Raw genomic sequence first — 21,130 nt, 5'->3', positions numbered from 1 at the left:
ACGATTCATTCCGCCAAGCACACAAGGATTCCAACACCATGCGCATCGAGACATTGGCCGTTCACGCAGGCTATTCGCCCGACCCCACTACCAAGGCTGCGGCCGTGCCCATCTACCAAACGGTGGCCTACGCCTTTGACAGCGCGCAGCACGGCGCCGACCTGTTTGACCTGAAGGTGCCCGGCAATATCTACACCCGCATCATGAACCCGACCACCGATGTGCTGGAAAAGCGCGTGACCGCGCTCGAAGGCGGCATTGCCGCGCTGGCGCTGGCCTCGGGCATGGCAGCGATCACCGCAGCTATCCAAACGCTGGCCGAAGCGGGCGACAACATCGTCTCGGCCAGCACCTTGTATGGCGGCACCTACAACCTGTTTGCCCATACCTTTCCGCAGCAGGGCATTGAGGTGCGCTTTGCCGATCCACGCGACCCGGCCAGCTTTGGCGCCTTGATCGACAACAAGACCAAGGCCGTGTTCATCGAGTCCATCGGCAACCCCTTGGGCAATGTGACCGATATCCGCGCGCTCGCCGATGTGGCCCACCGCCATGGTGTGCCGCTGATCGTGGACAACACCGTGCCCTCGCCCTATCTGCTGCGCCCCATCGAGCATGGCGCCGACATCGTCGTCCATTCGCTCACCAAGTACCTGGGCGGCCATGGCACCAGCGTGGGCGGCGCCATCGTCGATAGCGGCAAGTTCCCCTGGGCCGAGCACAAGGCGCGCTTCAAGCGCCTCAATGAACCCGATGTGAGCTACCACGGCGTGGTCTACACCGAAGCGCTGGGCCCTGCGGCCTACATCGGCCGCGCGCGCGTCGTGCCGCTGCGCAATATGGGCGCAGCCATTTCGCCGCAGAACGCCTTCCAGATCCTGCAAGGCATCGAGACCCTGGCGCTGCGCATGGACCGCATCTGCGAGAACACGCAAAAGATTGCCGAGACGCTGCAAAAGCACCCCAAGGTGGCCTGGGTGCGCTATGCGGGCCTACCGGACCACCCGGACCATGCCACCTTGCAAAAGCAGTCGGGCGGCCGCGCCTCGGGCATTCTGTCCTTCAGCCTCAATGCCGCAGACGGCGAAGGGCGCGCCGCCGGTGCCCGCTTTCTGGATGCGCTGCAGCTGTTCACCCGCCTGGTCAATATTGGCGATGCCAAATCGCTGGCGACGCACCCGGCTTCGACCACGCACCGCCAGTTGGACAGCGCAGAGCTGGAGAAAGCCGGCGTGAGCGAAGGCATGGTGCGCCTGTCGGTCGGCATCGAGCATGTCGATGACCTGCTGGCCGATCTGGAGCAGGCGCTGGCCAAGGTCTGAGGGGCCGTCGCACGCAAAAAAAGAGCCGCTTTCAACAAGCGGCTCAAACACAGTGCTCTGTGGCTCCTGGATCACCAGGAGCGGGCATGAGGACCTGTTTAGAAGCGGTAGCCCACACCTACACCCAGCAACCAAGGATCCACCTTAAAAGTGCCCACCTTGGTGCCGGCCGAGCGCACATCGGTCTTGATGTAGACCTTCTTCACGTCGACGTTGATCGACCAGTGCTTGTCCAGCATGTAGTCAAAGCCGATCTGCAGCGCCGGGCCAAAGCTGTTCTTCTTGATCGATGGATCGAGCGCGGCCTCAACAGCCGGTGCAAAGTTCACGTTCGAGAAGCGCGTGTAGTTCACACCAGCGCCTAGGTAGGGCTTGAAGGCGCCCATATTGGTGAAGTGGTACTGCGCGAGCAGGCTGGGCGGCAGGTGCTTGAGCGTGCCGATCTTGGCGCCGTCCGAGCGCAGGTCATGCTTTTGCGGGTAGGTCAGCACCAGCTCTGCCGCGATATTGGGCGTGAAGAAGTAGCTCACATCCACTTCGGGAATCGTCTTGTCATTGATCGACAGGCCCAGGCCGGTGGAGTCCTTGTTGGCGCTGTCCAGATGCACGGCGCGCACACGCACTTGCCAGGGGCTTTGCGCCTCTTGCGCCATCGCCGCGCCCGACGCCATTGCATATACAGCTGCCGCTGCCAACATCATTTTTTTCATCGTCATTGCCCTCGCTGCGATCTTGCTCGCATGGATTGAAAAGTAGCTGAACCCAGGCCGCATCTGCATGTCCCCACCCGCGCCAAGCGCCGTATCTGAAGGCGGCAGAGCTGTTTCTGCTGTCCATGTCTGCATCTTCTGCTTAAGCGGGCTGCGCGGCCCTGACCCAGATCAACGAGACAAAACAAGCGATGAAAAAAGGCGGCCCGCTGTTGCGATGCCGCCTTCTGCCTCTTGCTGCGCCGCGCCCGAGGGACGCGGCCAGCAGCCATGCGCTGCTGCTTGCGATCAGTGCCCGCGCAGCTTGTGCCAGGCCTCCACCGCCAGCACCACCAGGCCACCAATGGCTGCGCCAACAGCCACATGCACCAGCGTTGGGGCCAGCAGTGCCACCACGCCACCCATCGGGGCTACGGTGCTCTCCAACCAATGCTCGATCGGGCCCATGCCATGCACCAGCAGGCTGCCACCCACCATGAACATCGCAGCCGTTCCGACAATCGACAGGCCACGCATCAGCCAGGGCGTAAACGCAATCAGGCCCCGGCCCAGGGCCTGGGCTGCGGCACTGGTCTTGCGCATCAGCCACATGCCAACATCGTCCATGCGCACAATGCCGGCGACCAGACCATAGACAAACACGGTGATCGCCAGCGCCACAGCGACCAACACCGCAAACTGCTCGGCAATCGGCTTGCTGGCAACAGTGCCCAGCGCAATCGCCATGATCTCGGCCGACAAGATGAAGTCGGTGCGCACCGCGCCGGCCACCTTGGCCTTTTCATAGGCCACCGGGTCCATGTTCTTCTCGTTGGCCGCTTTGACCGATGAAGGGGCTACGCCCATTTGAGCGGCCTGCGCCGACTCCTTGACGGCATCGTGGGTGTGCTGGGGCTTGTGGAACAGGCTCAGCACCTTCTCCACCCCTTCAAAACACAGAAAAGCGCCACCAATCATCAGCAGCGGTGTGATCAGCCAGGGCGCAAAGGCGCTGATCAACAGCGCGGCCGGCACCAGGATGGCCTTGTTCTTCAGCGAGCCCTTGGCCACGGCCCAGACCACCGGCAACTCCCGGTTGGCCTTGACCCCAGTCACCTGCTCGGCGTTCAGCGCCAGGTCGTCGCCCAGCACCCCCGCGGTCTTCTGCACCGCCACCTTGGTCTGCGTGGCCACATCGTCCAGGATGGCCGTGCTCTTGCCCGCAGCCGTCTTGGTCATCAGCGCCACATCGTCAAGCAAGGTCGCAATATCATCGAGCAACATCAACAAACCAGCACCAGCCATTACGCACTCCCAATCCAAATTCGGTGGCAAATCATAGCGATTTCGCGGTGCAATGCCGTGTCAGACCCTATAAAACGGTGATTTCTACGTTTTGTTGGAGCTTGTTCACAAAACTTTATGCAGGCCTTGTCAACAACTTCAGCGCGCGGCCCGTTGTACACCCATCTACACCAGAAAGGTGAAAGGACTGAAATGACTGAAGTGTTTGCTATTTGGCCTGAAGACGAACGTGACCGTAAGCGTGCTCCTGCCCGCTTCTGATACCAGCGCAGCCTGCAAGCGGTTGAGCCAGAACTAAAAACCCGGCACCCGCAGCAATTGCAAGCCCACTGATCTTTCTCACTTAAGCCCCGCTCTGCGGGGCTTTGTTTTGCCTGTAGCAACGCTCCTACAGCGCAAAACGCAGCCAAGCCCTCTGCCACGCCAGCGGAGGGCTTTGATTTTATACGGCCACCATGTGCTCGTACAGAATCAGCGAGCCAATGGCAATCAGCACGACACCACCCACCGCTTCTGCCCAGCGGCCCGTGATATTGCCCAGAATGCGGCCGACCATCACGCCCAGGGTCACCATCGCAAAGGTGGCAAAACCAATGCTGAGCGCAACGACGGTGATGTTCACATCCAGAAAGGCCAGGCCCACGCCTACCGCCATCGCGTCAATACTGGTGGCAAAGCCCGTGGCGACCAGCAGCCAGAAGCCATGGCGCGCGGGCCGGCTCATCTCGGGCTCATCGGCACTTTGGAAGGCACCCAGCACCATGCGGCCGCCCAGCACCAAGAGCAGCACAAAGGCAATCCAGTGGTCCCAGGCCTTCACATAATCGGCCGCGGCATAGCCCAGCGCCCAGCCCACCAGCGGCGTGATGGCTTCGATGACACCAAAGATCAGGCCGGTGCGCAGCGCCTCGGACCAACGGGGTTTGACAAGGGCAGAGCCTTTGCCAATCGCGGCAGCAAAGGCATCGGTGGACATGGCAAGCGCCAACAGGGAAATGGAAGCAGCGTTCATCGGAGGTTCTTCTAGGACAGTCGGGCATGAGCACAACGGCACGCCACCACTGCCCGACCGAGGTCGTGCTGGCATGCCGATGGTCTCGCCAACCGAAGAACGGATGTCTGCGCCACAGCATGCGAAATGCCGAGTATGTTGACGCAGACGCTTCCAGCGCGGAAGCAGGCTACTCCCCAAGGGAAGCCGCAGTCTAAACGCTGCGCAGCGCTTAGGAGCACATGGCCCCAACCGCGCCAAGTTCTTTAGGAATGGATCGTATTTCCGTCTTGCTGTTGCGGCCTGGACCCAGCAAAACGCCAACCGCTACAAGCCGAAACATGAGCAAGCTCATGTATTGCAGCTCTCCCTTGGCACCCTCTGACAGAGGCAGCCAAGGCGTCTCCCAAGTAACAGCGTGGCACTTCACCCAGGGTTGCCCCTAGTTCATTTTCAGGTGTTTTGTATACACTTAATGTATGCATATGTGCACACAACGCATAGCCATTGAGGCCTGTCTTGTGCTGCACATGCCATGCATGGACCCGCGCACATGACGAGACAAACCCGGCCGCCAGGCCGCTAATAAGGCGCAGCTGGATGCGCCCGATCCAAGGATGTCAATGACCGATCTTGCAGCAGACCAGAACGCAGGCTTTGCCTTCAACCCCGCACAGCAGCGCCCCGCAGCGGCCGGTGCATTGCCCGCCGGCGTATGCCCATCGCTCTACAACAAAGACCTCGCGCCCACCAAGAAAGACAGCCGCTCCTGGGGTGCCTACAGCCTGTTCACGCTCTGGGCCAATGATGTGCACAGCCTGGGCAACTACGCCTTTGCCATCGGCCTGTTTGCGCTGGGCCTGGGTGGCTGGCAGATTCTGACGGCGCTGATGATGGGCGCTGCCTTGCTGTTTGTGCTGCTGACCTTGTCGGGCTTCATGGGCCCCAAGACGGGTGTGCCTTTTCCGGTGATGAGCCGCATCAGCTTTGGCACCCGGGGCGCGCAGATCCCGGCCTTGATCCGGGGCGGTGTCGCGATTGCCTGGTTCGGCATCCAGACCTACCTGGCCTCCAAGGTGCTCGATGTACTGTTGATCACCCTCTTCCCCAGCCTGCAGGTGCTGCTGGCGCACCAGGTGCTGGGCCTGCCGGTGCTCGGCTGGATCAGCTTTAGCCTGCTGTGGGTGGTGCAGACGATGATTGCCTGCTGGGGCATGGAGAGCATCCGCAAGTACGAGGCCTTTGCCGGCCCGGTGATTCTGGTGACCTTTATCGCGCTGGCCGGCTGGGTGCTGTACAGCTCGGGCGGCAAGATCCAGTGGACGGCGCCCAAGCCCAGCACCGGTGCGGCGATGTGGGTGCAGATCATGGGCGCAGCCTCGCTGTGGGTCGCCATCTATGGCACCTTTGTGCTCAATTTCTGTGACTTCACCCGGGGCGCCACCTCACGCAGCGCCGTGGTCAAGGGTAACTTCTGGGGCATCCCCATCAACATGCTGATCTTCGGCCTGATCGTCGTCGTGCTGACCGGCGGCCAGTTGGCGATTGACGGCACGCTGATCCTGAGCCCCACCGACATCGTCGAGAAGATCCCCAACAAGCCCTTGCTGGTGCTCGCCAGCCTGTCGCTGCTGATCCTGACCATCGCCGTCAACCTGATGGCCAACTTTGTCGCACCCGCTCTGGCCCTGGCCAACCTGCTGCCGCGCCAGCTCAACTTCCGCCGCGCGGCCCTCGTCAGCGCCATCCTCGGCTTTGTGATCCTGCCCTGGAACCTCTACGACTCACCGCTGGTGATCCTGTATTTCCTGGGCGGTCTGGGCTCGTTCCTCGGCCCACTGTTTGGCATCGTGATGGCCGACTACTGGCTGATCCGCAAGCAGCGCGTGCATGTGCCGGCGCTCTACAGCGATGACCGCAACGGCCCTTACCATTACGAAAACGGCGTCAACCGCCGCGCCATCCAGGCCCTGGTGCCCTCGGCGCTGATTGCGCTGCTGTTCGCCTTTTTGCCGGCGCTCGAGTCGGTGTCGCATTTCTCCTGGTTTATTGCGGCCGGGCTCGGCGGCCTGTTTTACTGGCTGCTGACCCCCAAGGGCCAGCACTATGAAGACCAGGACGGCGAGGCCATTGCCGTGAACCATGCCCAACATTGAGACGGAGTTTTTTGCATGCGCATTCTGATCGTGAACGTCAACACCACCGAGAGCATGACCGAGGCCATCGGCGCCCAGGCGCGCCGGGCGGCCGCACCGGGCACCGAGATCGTCGCCCTCACCCCGCGCTTTGGCGCAGAATCGGTGGAAGGCAATTTTGAGAGCTACCTCTGCGCCGTTGGCGTGATGGATGCGGTGATGCGCTATGACCAGCCCTTTGATGCCGTCATCCAGGCCGGCTACGGCGAGCATGGCCGCGAAGGCCTGCAAGAGCTGCTGGAAGTGCCCGTCGTCGACATCACCGAGGCGGCGGCATCGACTGCCATGTTCCTGGGCCACAAATACGCCGTGGTCACTACGCTGGACCGCGCTGTGCCCTTGATCGAAGACCGGCTCAAGCTGGCCGGGCTGGATGCGCGCTGCGCCTCGGTGCGCGCCAGCGGCATGGCCGTGCTGGAGCTCGAGAGCCAGCCCGAGCGCGCGGTCGACGCTATCGTGCAGCAGGCGGCCAAGGCCGTTGAAGAAGACCATGCCGAGGTCATCTGCCTGGGCTGCGGCGGCATGGCCGAGCTCGAAGACAAGGTGCGCAGCCGCACCGGCGTGCCCGTGGTCGATGGCGTGGCTGCCGCGGTGACGATCGCCGAATCGCTGGTGCGCCTGGGCCTCAAGACCTCCAAGGTGCGCACCTATGCGCCGCCGCGCGCCAAGCGGATTACCGGCTTTCCGCTGCCCGATTCGCTGGGCCGCTAACCGGACTTCTACCCCACTCTGCTTACTCCAACCGCCCTGCACCGCAGGGCTTTTTTCTGGCTGGATGGCTGCCTGGCAGCCTCATTGGCTGGTCTTGAAGCCCTGGGTTGCCGCCCAGGCCGCGACGTCATCGCGGCGGATCGCAGCGGCCATCAGCTGCGGGAAAGCATCCGGGGTGCAGGCAAAGGACGGCACCCCCAAGGCGGCCAGCTTGGCGGCCAGCGCCGCATCGTAGGCGGGCGCGCCCTCGTCGCTCAGCGCCAGCAAGGTGATGAACTGCACGCCCGACTCCACCAGCTCATTGGCGCGGCGCAGCAGGCCGGATTCCACGCCCCCCTCGTACAGGTCCGAGATCAGCACCAGGATGGTGTTGCGCGGCTCGCTGATCAGGCTTTGGCAGTAGCCCACCGCACCATTGATATCGGTGCCGCCGCCCAGCTGCACGCCAAACAGCACATCGACCGGGTCGTCGAGCTTGTCGGTCAGGTCCACCACGGCCGTGTCAAACACCACCAGCTTGGTGGCGACGGCAGGCAGGCTGGCCATCACCGCACCAAAGATGCTGGAGTAGACGACCGAGTTGGCCATGGAGCCGCTTTGGTCGATGCACAGAATCACCTCGCGCTGCGGGCGGCGCGCCTTGCGGCCGTAGCCGATCAAGGTCTCGGGAACGATGGTTTGGTACTCGGGCTGCCAGTGGCGCAGGTTGGCGCGTATCGTGCGGTTCCAGTCGATCTCGGCATGGCGCGGGCGGCGGTTGCGCTGGCTGCGGTCCAGCGCGCCGGCCACGGCACTGCGCATCGGCTCTTCGAGCTTTTTCATCAGCTCGTCCACCACCTTGCGCACCACCAGGCGCGCGGTGGCCTTGGTGTTTTGCGGGATGACCGAGCCGAGCGAAATCAGGTTGGCCACCAGGTGCACATCGGGCTGCACGTTCTCCAGCATCTCGGGCTGCAGCAGCAACTCGCGCAGCTGCAGGCGCTCCATCGCGTCGCGCTGCATCACCTGCACCACCTGGCTGGGGAAGTACTTGCGGATATCACCGAGCCAGCGCGACACCGAGGGCGACGAATTGCCCCGGCCGCCCTTGCGCGAACCGAGCTGGCTGTCGCCTTCGTAGAGCGCGGCCAGCGCCTGGTCCATCTCCTGCAGGCGTCCTCCCACGGTACCGCAGCTGGCATCGGCCGGGCTGCCCAGCACCATGCGCCAGCGCTGCAAGCGGGTGGTGGGCTGCAGCGCCTCTGCCTCATCAGGCGGCAGGGTTTGTGCATCGTCTTGCGCCAGGCCTGGCGCGGGATGGGCGGCATGGGTCATCGTCATCACTCCAGGGCTTGGTTAGCAGGCGTGGCGGCAGGCGGAATCTGCGCCAGCAACTCGGGCGGCAGCTCCAGCCCCAGCAGGGTGTTGAGCAGCGGCAGCGCCAGCACAGCGCGCGCCTCGTCCCAGGGGGCATCCTCATCGCCCGCCGCCAAGGCGGCAGCAGGCACGGCAGCACCAGCCACCGGCGCGCGCCGGGCCTTGTCGCCCAGGCTCTGGCGCTCATGCTTGCTGAAGTTGGCAAAACTGCGCCGCACCAGCGGCAAGATCTGCGCAAACTGCACCTCACCTAACCCCGCTAGCCAGGCATCGACGGCACCCCAGATGGCCTCGTCGTGCAGCAGCACCAGCGCCTGCTGGTTCAAAAAGCCATCCAGCCAGGCGGCGACATCCAGCGGCGCCGCGCCCAAGGACAGGTTGCGGTTGAACTGCAGCACCACCTCGGCGCTGTCCAGCAGATGCTCATCGAGCAGCAGCCGGCAGGCCATGCCGCGCAGCAAGGCGGCAGCGGCGTCGCCCATCGCCAGGCTGCGCAGCGCAGCGCGCCAGGCGTCGACTGCGGCCTGGGCTTGCGCATCATTGCCACGCAGGCGCAGCGCCTCGTGCGCGGCCAGCACCTTGCCCTTCATCGCAGCGGCCGCGTCTTCGTCCATCGCCATGCAGGCCACCGGCAAGCCAATGGCGGCGCGCAGCACCAGCGAATCGATGACCGTGGCCAGCAAGGCGGTATCGGTTTGGCGCACGCTGCCGTAGCGGTACACATTGGCCAGCGGCGGCAGCGCCTGCAGCAGCTGGGCTACATCGCCGGTGGTGGCCGCGCGCTCGGCCAGGGTGGCGATCAGCGATTCGACCAGTTGCGGCAGATTGGCCAGCAGCGCGTCGTCAATCGCCTGCGCAATCTCGGGCAAGGGCGTATCGGGCGGGAGGCTGGCGCGCAGGCGCGCGGTGGCGGCCTGCGCCACGGTGGCGCCATGCACGCTGGCCTCGATGATGCGCACGGCCAGCTCCGGCTCCCACTGCATCTGCCAGCTCTCGCGGAAGGTGCCACGGTTGCGCTGCGCATCGGCCGCGCGCGTGCCCCAGCCAATGCCCAACAAGCGCAGGCGGTGCAGAAAATGGCTGCGCGCCAGGTCGGTCTCCTTGCGCAGGTCCAGCGCCAGCAGTTTGCTCGCCGCCTCGGGCTTCATGCGCAGCGATTTCTGCTGCTGCTCAATATCGCGCTGCAGCGGCACCTGCGGCACATCGGCGGGCACCGTGCCCAGCACATGGCCGACGGTGAGCTCGTCGTCGATCAGGTTCAGCGGTGCGGTCTCGCCCATGCAGACCACCGTGACGATGGCCTCGTTGATCTCCTGCAGCCCCGGTATCGGCTGGCCGCGCATGGCAGCCAGCCCTTCGGCCAAACGGGTGGCCTCGATGATGTGGGCGCTGGAGCAGTCCAGGTCCTTGTCGCGCAGCAGCCGCGCCACGCGGGTCAGCCAGCCTGCGGTGCGCAAGGTGGCGGCATCGCGGGCGCTGCGTGCAGGTACGGCCAGGCCTTCTGCTGCATGCTGTGACAAGGCCGCATCGGCCCGGTAGCACTGCCAGAGATGCGCGTACCAGCCCGGCGAGGTGACGCCTGCGCCATAGCCGCTGCGGCTGGCCAGGTTGCGGTAGGTCCAGGGCGCCCAGGTCGCCAGCACCTTGGCCTTGGGCAAGCCCTTGAGCACGGCGCTGTCGGCCTTGGTGGTGGTGCTTTGCTGCAGCGCCGGCACATGCCAGGCGCCGCAGACCACCGCAATGCGCTGGTAGCCGGCCTTGACTGCCTCACGGATGCACTGGCGCATATGCGCCTCCCGCTGGGCCTCGCGCAGCACATAGTGGGGGCCGCGCCAGGCCTCGCCGTCGTCGCCCAGTTCGCTGCGCACTGCCGTCATGGCCTCGTTGATGCTGCTGAACAGCGCTTCGCTGTCACCCCGCTCTTCCACCAAGCGGTTCCACCAGCTCTCGCCATCCTCAAAGCCGGCCGCATGGGCGAGCCAGTCGAGCGGGTCGCGCATCGGTGGCTGCTTGCTCTCAATCGGTTCGCCGACGTCGCTGTCCATATCCACCACCGGGGCTGTGTCGGCGCTGGTCTCGGCGGCATCGGCTGGCGCCTCGTCCGCTGCCTCCAGCGCATCGTCCTCGCCCTCTTCCCCGTCCACATCCTGCGCGGGCTCCGGCTTTTTCAACGCCTGGCGCTGCGCCCAGTCCTGGGCCATCGCATGGGTTTGGGGCAGGTCGATAAAGCGCGTGGCCACGCCCTGCTCGCTCGCCCATTGCAGCGCCTGCCATTCGGGCGAGAACTCGGCAAAGGGGTAGAACGCGGCCTGGCTGGGCTCGTCTTGCATGTACACCAGCATGGCGACAGGCGGGCGCAGCTCGGCACTGCGCAGCATCGGCAGCAGGGCCTCGCCTTCGGGCGGGCCTTCCACCAGCAGGCAGTCGGGCTGCAGTTGCGCCAGCGCTTGCACCAGGCTGCGCGCACAGCCCGGGCCGTGGTGGCGAATGCCAAAGAAATGGACGTTGTCAGCAGAAGTGGCCATGGGCTCGGTCAGCGTTGTCGGGGCAGAAGAAAAACGGCGCCAGCGGCTTAGATTTGCTCGCGGCAGGCGCGGTACAGGTCTTTCCACTCTGCGCGCTCCTTCACCACCGTCTCCAGGTATTCCTTCCAGACCACGCTGTCCTGCACCGGGTCCTTGATGACGGCGCCCAAGAGGCCCGAGGCGACATCATGCGCACGCAGCACGCCATCGCCAAAATGGCCGGCCAGCGCCATGCCGCTGTTGATCACCGAGATCGCTTCAGCGGTCGACAAGGTGGAGCTGGGCGACTTGATGCGCACAGTTTTGCCGTCTTCGGTCTGGCCATTGCGCAGCTCGCGGAAGATCTGCACCACGCGGCGCACTTCTTCGAGCGCCGGTGCCTCGGCAGGCAGCTGCAGCGCGCGGCTTTGCTCGCCCACGCGCTTGGTGACGATCTTCACCTCCTCATCCTGCGAGGCAGGCACGGGCAGCACGACGGTGTTGAAGCGGCGCTTCAAGGCGCTGGAGAGCTCGTTGACGCCCTTGTCGCGGTTGTTGGCCGTGGCGATCACCGAGAAGCCGGCGACGGCCTGGAACTCGGTCGAGAGCTCGGGCACCGGCAAGGTCTTTTCGGACAGCACGGTGATCAAGGTGTCCTGCACATCGGCGGGGATGCGGGTCAGCTCTTCGATGCGGGCGATCTTGCCCAGCTTCATCGCATGCACCAGCGGGCTGGGGACCAGCGCCTTTTCCGAGGGGCCATGGGCCAGCAGCTGGGCATAGTTCCAGCCGTAGCGCAGTTGCTCTTCGCTGGTGCCGGCCGTGCCCTGGATCAGCATGGTCGAGTCGCCACTCACGGCCGCTGCCAGGTGCTCGGACACCCAGGACTTGGCCGTACCAGGCACGCCGTACAGCAGCAGTGCGCGGTCGGTGGCCAGGGTCGATACCGCGATCTCCATCAGGCGTGGGCTGCCGATGTACTTGGCGCTCACTTCAAAACCATTGCTCAGCGTGCCGCCCATCAGGTACTGCAGCACGGCCCAGGGCGAGAGCTTCCAGTTGGGCGGGCGCGGGCGGTCATCGGCCTTTTGCAGGGCATCCAGTTCTTCGGCAAATTGCTGCTCGGCATGCTGGCGTAGTACTTGGCTCATGGTGTGCTTCCGGTAGAGATCAAAAGGTTCGTGGTGGGCGCCATCAGGCGGGCTGGGCCGCTTGCAGCGCCAGGCGCAGATCGACAATGCGGTTGAGTTGGGCGAGCACCTGCTCGTCGTCCCAGGGACGCAGGCGCGAGCGCTCCAGGCGCGCTTGCTGCTCCTGCTTGAGTCTGGCGATGTCGGCCTCGGTACTGCCTTCGGGCACCACCAACGCAGCGGCGTCGTCGGGCGCCGTGGGCTCGGCAGGCGCTAGCGCCCGTGGCGCGCGCCACAGCTGCGCAAAGCGCTCCAGGTCGCCCACCTGCAGGCGGCGTGCGCAGGCCAGCACGGCATGGTCGGCCTGCCAGCTGTGCCAGTTGCCTGCAGGCTGGCGCGCTTGCAAGGTGCTGAGCAAGGCCTCGAGCAACCAGCGCGACATTGCAGGCGAGAGCAACTCTGCGCGCCCCATGCCTTCGTCGATGCGGTGGATGGCCTCGATAAAGGCACTCTTGCCCAGCTTGGCCTGCAACTGCGCCAGCCACTGGGTTTCGCGCTCTTCGGCGCTGAGCTCAGCCATCAGCAGCGGCAGCACATCGCTGCTGCGCGAATCGCTCTCCATGCTCTGGATCAGCGGCAGCCAGCGCACATCGCGCTGCGCACGCAAAGCCGCAATCCAGCCCTGGCGCAGCGCGCCCTTCCAGTCGCTGCGCCGGCTCCATTCCCAGAGCTGCTCGGGCGTCTTGCCCAGATGCTGCTGCCAGAAATCGAGGGGCGTGAGCTCCACCAGCTGCTGCAGCCACCAGGCGCGATGGCCCTTGATATAGGCAGGCGGCTGCAAGGTGACGCCGTCGCGCTCCCAGTCCTTGTGGCCTTCTTGGGGCGGCTCAATCTGCCACTCGCCGTTGGCATCCTGGCTCAGCATGGCCTGGAGCGCCGCGCCCATGCGCTGGCTGTGCGGGCTTTGCGGCAGGCGTGCGAGCAGGCTGGCGGCTGATTCGCGCACCTCCTTGCTGCGGTCGCCCAGCAGCTTTTCCAGCAAGGCCTCGTCGTGGGCCGACAGGCCGCGCGCCAGGCTCTGCACCATCGGTGCACGCTCGCGGGCGCTCAGCTCCTTGAGGCTGGCCTCCAGCCGCGCGCGGGCGCCTGCCGGATCGGTGGCGCGCTGCTGCTGCAGCAAGGCCACACGCTGCTCGAGCGAGCCTTCCTGCCAGATCTGCTCGGCATCGGCCGTCTCCTGCACGCCATGCGCATAGGCCCACTGCGGGTTCTGGGCGGCCAGCCAGCGGCCGCGCTCGCCCAGCACCGGCGTGAGCCACTGGCGCAGCTCCACCGATTGGCGGCCCTGGTGCAGCGCATCCACCAGCAGCGCATAGGGCAGGCGCTGGCCGGCCTCGTCCAGGCTGGCCAAGGCCAGCGCCAGCAGCTCGGGCGCATTGCCCTGCAGCACTTCGCCGAGCAGCCGCAACAGTGGCTCGCCCTGCGGCGCCGGGCGCGATTCTTGGGCCGGTGGCGGCAAGGCTGCGGCGCCGGCCGCCGCAGCCAGCTGCGGCTGCGATGCACCGGGCTGCCAGCCCACGCGCTCCAGCACGGCAGCAACGGCGGTGGCGCGCAGCACTTGCTCGGCCTGGCTGCCCGCCGGCTGCATCAAGGCCGCCTGCAGGGCCTGCTGGCTGGCCGGCGCCGTGCGGTCGATGCCCTGGGTAAAGAGGGCTGGCAGCGCCAGCCGCTCGGCGCCCACCAGCGCCGATTGCTGCAACGCAGCCCAAAGATTTGCATGGCTCACAGCACGTCACCCCGGTTCTGCCAGATGTTGGTCCATGGCGCCTGGCCATCGCCGGCCTGCCAGGCACTGAGCAGGCGCCAGCGCCCTTGCTGCTGGCCGCCCTCCCATTCGCCAAACAGCGCCATCGGCGCGCCGCCACCGAGCGCCTGCAATTGCCAGGCCTGGTCATCGGCTAAGGCCAGCGGCACCAGCGCGGCGGCCTCGGCACCTTGCGGCCAGACCGCATACCACTGGCCAGCGCTGGTCTGCAAACGCGCCTGGCCGCACCACAGCGGCTGCACCGGCTGCAAGGGGTTGGCGGCCATGCGCCGGCTCAGCTGCGCCAAGGCATCGCGCCATGCTGCCTCGCCCAAAGGCGCGCCGGCGCCAGGCGCCAGCAACTCGATATCAGCACCCGCAATCGCGCGCAGCGGCGCCTGACCGGGGTAGAAATGCAGGCTGCCCCGGTAGCTTTGCGCCGGCACCCAGGCGGTCTCAAAACCCCGGCCGCCTTGCGCATAATCGAGCAGCCAGGCAATGCGCCCGCTGTGCAGGCCTTGCAGCCATACGCGGCGCTCCAGCAAGCGGCCTTCGCGCTCAATCTGGCGCAGGCCTACCACCAGCCAGTCATCAGCCACCACCTGGCCCCGCGCCTGCACCTCGGCCTTGTCCAGGGCCCAGCCCAGCGCGGCCATCACATCGGCACGGGTCTCGGCGCCGAGCGCATCGCGGCGTGCCACGGCATCGGCCAGCAACTGCCAGTGGCCCAGCTGCACCAGCAGGTCACGCGACCATTGCGGGTGGCTGTCCACCAGCTCCCAGGCCTCCTTGATGCGGGCGGCCATGCCGCTAGCCTGCGCATCGACCATGCGCGCGGCCATGGTGTTCCAGTGCTGGCGCGCCTGCTGGTCGCCCGAGAGATTGGCCAGGCCGTTGCGCAGCATGTCCTGCATCCACAGCTGCAGCTCCTGCATGCCGGCGGCCACCTTGTCCCAGCGCTTGTCCTCGCGCTTGGCCTGCTGCTTGGCCAGCGTCTCGGGATCGGGCGGAGGGGCTGCCGCAATGGCGGCGGCCTTGGCTTCTTTTTTCTCGGCTTTTTCAGCGCGGCTGTCCAGCCAGGCGCTGACCCAGGCGGGCGGCTCGGCATTGTCGGCCACCTGACCGGCCGCACGCAGCAGCATCAGCGCCAGGCCATGTTTGCAGGGGAATTTGCGGCTCGGGCAAGAGCACTTGAAGGACGGCCCACTCAGATCGACCTGGGTCTGGTAGGGCTTGGAGCCGCTGCCCTGGCATTCGCCCCAGGCTGCCGTTGCGTTGCAGCCCAGACTGGGCCATTTGCTGGGGTTCTTCAACCCTTGTGCCGCCTTGGTGGAAGAGGCATCCGGTGACAGCGCCACCACCTCGGCTTCGGTTGCTAAGACACGTGACAAACCGCCTCCCCGTCCATTCAATCTGTTAGTAATCCGCTTTATAGATTTATTTCTAGCGGCATCGCACGATTGTAGGCAGGGTGCAAGACGAAATGATGCAAGACAGGCCTCCGACCCGCCTGGCGTCTCACTTTTTTACAGATTTGCGGCGTTCCCAGGCCACCATCGTGAGGATGACGATGGCGGCGCTGAGCGAGATATGGCCGCACCAGGTCACCAGGCCCAGCGACCAGCCCTTGAGCCCCACGGCTATCGCCAGCGAGGCCAGCAGCGCCAGCCAGCCGGCCAGGCGCAGGCCCCGGGTTTGGCCAGCTGGTAGTTCACGGCCCAACAGGTCGAGCTGGTGGCGGTCCATGGCCAGCGCCAGCAGTGCAAACGCTGGCAGCGACACCAGCTGAATGGCAAGGTGATTCATGGTCGGGCCTCCTGCAGATCGGTGGCAATGGCAGCGTTGGCGGCCACCGCGCCCGTGTCAGCATCTCGGGCGGCAGGCGCTTGCCGTGGCGCTGCCTGGCGCTGCGGCTTGCGCTTGGGTTGGTGACGCCAGGTGCGCACCGCCAGCCAGGCATGCAGCGCAGCGAGCGCCAGCAAGGTCAGTTCCAGCCCGCTGAACACCCAGTCACCCTCGATCAGGCTGCGCCACAGCGGGCGGTCGGTGGTCAGCACATTGAGGACCGGCAGCAAGGCCAGCGCCGCGCAACCGGCCCAGAGCAGTTCCACCCAGGCGCGCTTGGCAGGCCGCAGCATGGCCCAGACCAGGCTGGCACCCCAGAGGATGAAGAACCAGTGGATCTCCCAGTCACTGCGTTTTTCCATGCCCAGCGGCAGCAGGCGGTTGGCCCAGAGCATGGCGGCCATGCCGATGCTCAGGCCCGCAATCGCAGCAATGTTCAGGCGCTCCACCAGCCAGAAGCCAAAGTAAGGCTTGTCCGGATGGGGCAGCTTGGTGCGGCGCTTGACGGTCCACATCACCAGGCCGGTGCCGACCATGGCCGTGCCTGCCAGGCTGGTGAGAAAGTAGAGCCAGCGCACGGTGGTATCGCCAAAGCGGCCCAGGTGCAAGGCATAGAGCACGCCACGCGTCTCGGCCGCCGCGCCGACCTGGTCCTTGACCTCCAGCAGCTTGCCCGTGCTGCCCTCGAACAGCATGTATTTGGGGCTGATCGACACGCGCTCGAAATCGCCATAGGTGACGATGACGCGCGCCGAGGCATCGCCTGCGTTGTTGACGGTGACGCGGCCAATACGGTCCTCGCCCCAGCGCTGCTGGGCCTGGCGCACCATATCGCCCAAGGGGGCCAGCGGCGCGGCCTCGCCACTGGGTTTGCCGGCGGGGATAAAGGTGCTCAACTCACTTTGCATGGCCTGGCGCTCGGCCTGGGTCTTGAAGGCAGCGCTGCTGGCCCAGGGCATGGTCATCGCCATCAGCGTGACCAGGCCGGTGTAGGTGATCATCGCGTGGAAAGGCAGCCCAAAGACCGACAGCGCATTGTGCGCATCGAGCCAGGAGCGCTGGCCCTTGCCCCAGCGGAAGGTGAAGAAGTCGACAAAGATCTTCTTGTGGGTGATCACGCCGCTGACAATGGCCACCAGCATGAACATGGCGCAAAAACTCGCCAGCCAGCGCGCCCAGAGCACGGGCATGTAGTGGAACTGAAAATGGAAACGGTAGAAGAACTCACCGCCCACGGTCTCGCGGCCGGCCACCTTCTGGCCGGTCTGCGGATCGAACACCGCGCTGCCAAAGCCGCGCTCGCCCTTTTCGGGCTTGGCAATGCGCCAGAACGCGCTCACGACGTTGTTGCGCGCATCGGGCATGGCCAGGCTCCACTGGTTGCTGCCAGGGGCCACTTGCTCCAGCACCTGCGCCACACGCGGGGCCACCTCGGCGGCATCGGGCACCACGGCCTGGTGGGCCAGCTCGGGCCGCATCCACTGCGAAATCTCTTCCTTGAAGTAGCTCACCGTGCCGGTGAGAAACATCGCATACAGAATCCAGCCCACCAGCAGCCCGGCCCAGATATGCAGGTCGGACATGGTCTGGCGGATGCCGCGCACGGCTGGCTTGCTCGGTTTGCTATCTTTTTTATCAATGGCAGTCATGCCGGAGTCACTCCATTCCATACCGGCCAGGCGGCCAGCAGCAGCGGTATTGCGGCCAGCAGCAGCCCCACCCAGGCACGGGTGGCCGAACGCACGGCAAACACCCAGATCACCGCGCCGGTGTAGACCAGAAAGCTGGCCATTGTGCCGGCGAGCACCGCCTGGGGTTTGGCCATGGGCAAGGCCAGCACCGCCACGCTGGCCACCGCCGCCAGCGCATAGCCGCCGCCAATGGCGGCAACGATGCGCGAGAGCAGCGGGCCAACCCGGCAGGCCTTGGCCAGCGCGGCGCGCAAGGCGCCGCTCAGCGCCTGGCTGGTCATTTGGCCGGGTTAGGCGTTGCCACGGGGCCAGCCGCCACAGGGGCCACGCCGTCCGGCTTCACATAGGTGACCGAGGTCACATAGCTCACGCCGTCGTACTTCTCGCCAGCGCGCTCGCCGGGCGTGCGGTCGTTGTGCTTGATCTCGGCCACATACTGGCCTTGCCATGGCAGGTCGAAATGCACCAGGCCTTGGGCATCGGTGTGGCCCTCTTTCATCCAGCCCGATTGGGTGACCAGCGCGACCTGGGTCTTGGCCAGCGGCTGGCCCTTGAACGTGGCCTTGAACTCACCGTCCTTGCCGGTCGGGGTCAGGTCCAGTGCCAGCTTGGGCTTTTGCGCGGCAAAGCCGGTGACCAGGCGTGCAGCGGGGTGGTACCAGTTGGTGACATCCTTGCCATCACGCTTGAACTTGGACAGCGGGTAGTTCGCGTCCTCCGCCACGATGGATTCGCCCGCCTGAACGCTGAAAGGCAGCGCAAAGCCATTGGCGGTCTTGTTGCCGGCAGCGGCCTTCTCTTCGCCCTTGGCGTTGATCAGCACGCCCTGGGGCTTGCCAAAATGGTCCAGCAGACCGGGGGACGCTTCGCGCAGGTTGTCGCCAAACTCGCCAAAGCGCAGCACCACGGCGTTGTCTGCACCGGCGGGCTCGAGCCAGACCTGGTGGGCTTGGGCGGACATGGCCAGCACGGCCAGGCTCAGGGCAGACAGGGATTTCTTCAACATATGCTCTCTCTCCTATTTTGATAAACATGCTGCAGGCGCCTTGTGCGCTCCCGCAGCCCACTCCCCAGAACCGGTGGGTGGTCTCTACGCCACTGTGCGGAGACCACCCGCAGGTTCTCAAAAATCAACCGCTGCCGACAGCACCACGGTACGCGGCGCGCTCAAGGTCAGGTAGTTGTTGCCGCTGATCAACCAGACGTTCTTGCCCGTCAGGTTCTCGACATTGGCACGCAGCACCACCGCCTTGCCGCTGACCTGGGTGCGGTAGCGCGCGCCCACGTCAAAGCGGGTCCAGCCCGAAAGCTTGAGGGTGTTGGCATTGCTGGCCCAGGCCGAGCCGGTACGGATCACACGGCCGTTGACCGACAGACCCTGCACGCCGGGCACATCCCAGTCGGCACCCAGGTTGGCATTGAGCTTGGGCACGCCGTAGGCATCGTTGCCCTGGTACTGCGCCGCCTTGGTGACCTTGGCGCGGTTGAAGGTGAGGCCACCCATCAAGCGCAAACCGCGCTGCAGCTCGCCATAGGCGGCCAGCTCCAGGCCCCGGTTGCGCTGCTCACCATCAAAGCTGTAGATGTTGGTGGTCGGGTCGGTCATGCTGTTGGGGCGGCTGATCTGGAACAGGCTGGCCGTCGTCATGAAGCGGCCCCAGTCCACCTTCACGCCCGCTTCGTACTGCTTGGACTTGAACGGAGGAAACACCTCGCCGGCATTGACCGCCGTGTTGGGCGCAGTGGCACCGCGCGAGAGTCCGGCCGTGTAGTTGCCGTAGAGCGAGATCTGGTCATTGGCCTTGACCACCAGGCCGACCAGCGGCGTGGTCGCGCTCTTGGCGTAGCGGCTGGTCTGCGCGCCGCTGGCGGTGCTGAAGTTGCGCAGGTCCACCGTCTGGCGGCGCAGGCCCAGCGTCAGCAGCAGGCGGTCATCGGCCAAGGCCAAGGTGTCCGTCACCGCAATGCCGTAGTTGTGCGCCTTGGAGGCCTTGTTGGGCTCGGTGCGCGCGCCTTCGACCGGTGGCAAGGGCGAGGGATTGTAGATGTTCGAGGGCGACGTGGTCAGACCCGCCACATAGGCGTTGCCGGATTCCTGGCGCAGATCGGTAGCGCTGACCACCAGCGAGTGCTTGATGCCCGCGGTCGCGAACTTGGCACGCAGCCCCACATCGGCGCTGCTGGTCTCGCTGTAGGAGTCATAGAAGCTGCTGCGCACCGTGAAGTCGCCGGCCGCATTCATCGACGTGGTGGTGGTCGGGAAGATCTGCTGGGCCTTTCCCTTGCGGTAGCCGATGCCGGCAAACGCCGTGACCTGGTCGTTCAGATCGACCTCCAGGCGCGAGGCGATGACCTTGTCGTCCAGCGACAGATCGGTATCGGGGAACCAGTTGCTACGCGAATTGGGTGGCTTGGGCAAGGACGTGAGCGCCGGGTTGAAGCCGATCTGCGGGCGGAAATCTTCCATCTCTTCGCGCTGCGCATAGGCGTCGAGCGACCAGCGCAGGTTGCTGCCCCGGTAGTCGACCGCGATCGCGCCGACGCCCAGCTTCTGGTCGCCACCACGGATGCTGGCCTCGCCACCGCGCGCTGCGCCATTGACGCGCACGCCCCACTCCTTGTTCTCGCCAAAGCGGCGCGAGATATCGACGCTGCTGCCAAACTGCGCGCGGCCCAGGTACTGCAGGCCCACGCGGTTGAGCGGATCATCGCCCGCGCGCTTGGTCTGCACATTGATGGCGCCGCCAATGCTGCCGCCCGGAGGCATGCCGCCCACCATCGCGCCCGGGCCCTTGAGCAGCTCGGCACGCTCCAGAATCTCGGCCGGCACGCGGCTGGCCGAAGTCAGGCCATAGAGGCCGTTGAGGCCCACATCGCCACCGCTGATGCCAAAGCCGCGCACCTGGATGTCTTCGCTAAAGCCCTGCGAGGCGGTGGTCAGGCGCACCGAGGCGTCGTTGGCCAGCACCTCACCCAAGGTGCGTGCCTGCTGGTCGGCCACCGCTTCTGCGGTGTAGGCCACGGTGGAGAAAGGTGTGTCCATCACATCCTGGTCGCCCAGCATGCCAATGCGGCTGCCGCGCGCCTGCTTGCCACCGGCATAGGCCTCGGGGCGGTCGCCGGCGCGGGTGGCGGGTGCCGTCACCACCACCGGGTTCAAGGCCACTTCACCCGCGGTCTGGCCGTTGTCGATGACCAGGGTTGTGCCTTCGATGCGGGCCACCAGGCTGGTGTTGCGCAGCAGCTGGCGCACGGCATCCTGGGCGCTCATGCTGCCCTTGACGGCGGCGCCGGGGCGCCCTTGCACCAGCGCCGGTGGCGCCATCAGTTGCAGGCCGGCCTGGCGGGCCAGCTGGGCCAGCGCGCTGTCGAGCGGCTGGGCAGAAATATCAAAATCAGCGGCCGAGGCCGCGCCGGCCAAGGCGGCAATGGCCAGGGCAATCAGGTGGCGTTTGCAGGGGTGCGACATAGCGTTGGGTACTTTCCTCATGTGGTTCACAAGAGGTAATACGAACGAGACGCAGTTTTCCCTCAACGCCAGCGCAAGTATTTTTAAATGACCGTCTGCCGGCCCATAGTGCATGCGC

The 21,130-nt window shown here is 65.6% G+C and carries 16 protein-coding genes and 1 riboswitch; of the genes, 3 read left to right on the top strand and 13 right to left on the bottom strand.

What is annotated here, in order from left to right:
- Window positions 1-38 precede the first annotated feature (38 nt).
- The gene (locus N4T19_RS01005; RefSeq protein WP_182345344.1) at window positions 39-1,322 is read left to right on the top strand and encodes an O-acetylhomoserine aminocarboxypropyltransferase/cysteine synthase family protein; all 1,284 of its coding nucleotides are present in this window, start codon (window positions 39-41) and stop codon (window positions 1,320-1,322) included.
- A 98-nt stretch (window positions 1,323-1,420) separates the two neighbouring features.
- Here the strand turns inward: N4T19_RS01005 and N4T19_RS01000 are convergent, their stop codons facing one another.
- From N4T19_RS01000 to mntP, 3 genes are all read right to left on the bottom strand, one after another.
- Window positions 1,421-2,032 (bottom strand): OmpW/AlkL family protein, encoded by a 612-nt coding sequence (locus N4T19_RS01000; protein ID WP_182345343.1) that lies wholly within the window; start codon window positions 2,030-2,032, stop codon window positions 1,421-1,423.
- Between the two features lie 288 nt (window positions 2,033-2,320).
- Complete coding sequence (locus tag N4T19_RS00995; protein ID WP_260719208.1) at window positions 2,321-3,316, bottom strand: DUF808 domain-containing protein; 996 nt, start codon at window positions 3,314-3,316, stop codon at window positions 2,321-2,323.
- Window positions 3,317-3,758: 442 nt separating this feature from the next.
- Window positions 3,759-4,328, bottom strand: coding sequence for a manganese efflux pump MntP (gene mntP, locus N4T19_RS00990; protein WP_116925055.1), 570 nt, complete (start codon window positions 4,326-4,328; stop codon window positions 3,759-3,761).
- Window positions 4,329-4,347: 19 nt separating this feature from the next.
- Window positions 4,348-4,511: riboswitch (yybP-ykoY riboswitch) on the bottom strand.
- 419 nt (window positions 4,512-4,930) lie between these two features.
- Between mntP and N4T19_RS00985 the strand changes: the two genes are divergently transcribed.
- Window positions 4,931-6,463: an NCS1 family nucleobase:cation symporter-1 gene (locus N4T19_RS00985; RefSeq protein WP_260719207.1), complete on the top strand. Its 1,533-nt coding sequence runs from the start codon at window positions 4,931-4,933 to the stop codon at window positions 6,461-6,463.
- 15 nt (window positions 6,464-6,478) lie between these two features.
- Window positions 6,479-7,213, top strand: a complete 735-nt coding sequence (locus N4T19_RS00980) for an aspartate/glutamate racemase family protein (RefSeq protein WP_021027627.1) — start codon at window positions 6,479-6,481, stop codon at window positions 7,211-7,213.
- Window positions 7,214-7,294: 81 nt separating this feature from the next.
- Here N4T19_RS00980 and N4T19_RS00975 read toward each other — a convergent pair whose 3' ends face one another.
- The 10 genes from N4T19_RS00975 to N4T19_RS00930 form a co-directional block, all read right to left on the bottom strand.
- Window positions 7,295-8,416: a VWA domain-containing protein gene (locus N4T19_RS00975; RefSeq protein ID WP_232539663.1), complete on the bottom strand. Its 1,122-nt coding sequence runs from the start codon at window positions 8,414-8,416 to the stop codon at window positions 7,295-7,297.
- A gap of 116 nt (window positions 8,417-8,532) precedes the next feature.
- Entirely contained in the window at window positions 8,533-11,094 is a 2,562-nt protein-coding gene (locus tag N4T19_RS00970) for a DUF5682 family protein (protein ID WP_260719206.1), read from the bottom strand.
- A gap of 47 nt (window positions 11,095-11,141) precedes the next feature.
- Entirely contained in the window at window positions 11,142-12,224 is a 1,083-nt protein-coding gene (locus N4T19_RS00965) for an ATP-binding protein (protein ID WP_260719205.1), read from the bottom strand.
- Between the two features lie 43 nt (window positions 12,225-12,267).
- A complete protein-coding gene (locus tag N4T19_RS00960; protein ID WP_260719204.1) occupies window positions 12,268-13,989 on the bottom strand; it encodes a DUF5691 domain-containing protein in 1,722 nt (573 codons plus the stop codon).
- On the bottom strand, window positions 13,986-15,398 hold the full coding sequence (locus tag N4T19_RS00955) for an SWIM zinc finger family protein (protein WP_260719203.1): 1,413 nt from the start codon (window positions 15,396-15,398) through the stop codon (window positions 13,986-13,988). Before N4T19_RS00955 ends, N4T19_RS00960 begins: the two co-directional genes overlap by 4 nt.
- A gap of 127 nt (window positions 15,399-15,525) precedes the next feature.
- Window positions 15,526-15,813, bottom strand: a complete 288-nt coding sequence (locus tag N4T19_RS00950; protein ID WP_116925050.1) for a DUF3325 domain-containing protein — start codon at window positions 15,811-15,813, stop codon at window positions 15,526-15,528.
- Window positions 15,810-17,501 carry a PepSY-associated TM helix domain-containing protein gene (locus N4T19_RS00945; protein ID WP_260719202.1) on the bottom strand — a complete coding sequence of 564 codons (1,692 nt, stop codon included), beginning with the start codon at window positions 17,499-17,501 and terminating at the stop codon, window positions 15,810-15,812. The genes N4T19_RS00950 and N4T19_RS00945 overlap by 4 nt, the downstream gene beginning before the upstream one ends.
- On the bottom strand, window positions 17,498-17,824 hold the full coding sequence (locus N4T19_RS00940; RefSeq protein ID WP_021027639.1) for a DUF3649 domain-containing protein: 327 nt from the start codon (window positions 17,822-17,824) through the stop codon (window positions 17,498-17,500). The genes N4T19_RS00945 and N4T19_RS00940 overlap by 4 nt, the downstream gene beginning before the upstream one ends.
- The gene (locus N4T19_RS00935) at window positions 17,821-18,549 is read right to left on the bottom strand and encodes a cobalt ABC transporter substrate-binding protein (protein ID WP_182345336.1); all 729 of its coding nucleotides are present in this window, start codon (window positions 18,547-18,549) and stop codon (window positions 17,821-17,823) included. Before N4T19_RS00935 ends, N4T19_RS00940 begins: the two co-directional genes overlap by 4 nt.
- 117 nt (window positions 18,550-18,666) lie before the next feature.
- Entirely contained in the window at window positions 18,667-21,012 is a 2,346-nt protein-coding gene (locus tag N4T19_RS00930; RefSeq protein WP_260719201.1) for a TonB-dependent receptor, read from the bottom strand.
- Window positions 21,013-21,130 lie beyond the last annotated feature (118 nt).

The sequence above is a fragment of the Comamonas squillarum genome (assembly GCF_025309455.1).
GTDB lineage: Bacteria > Pseudomonadota > Gammaproteobacteria > Burkholderiales > Burkholderiaceae_C > Comamonas > Comamonas squillarum.
Note: the sequence above shows the minus strand (reverse complement) of the source record. Positions and strands in the feature narration are given on the sequence as shown.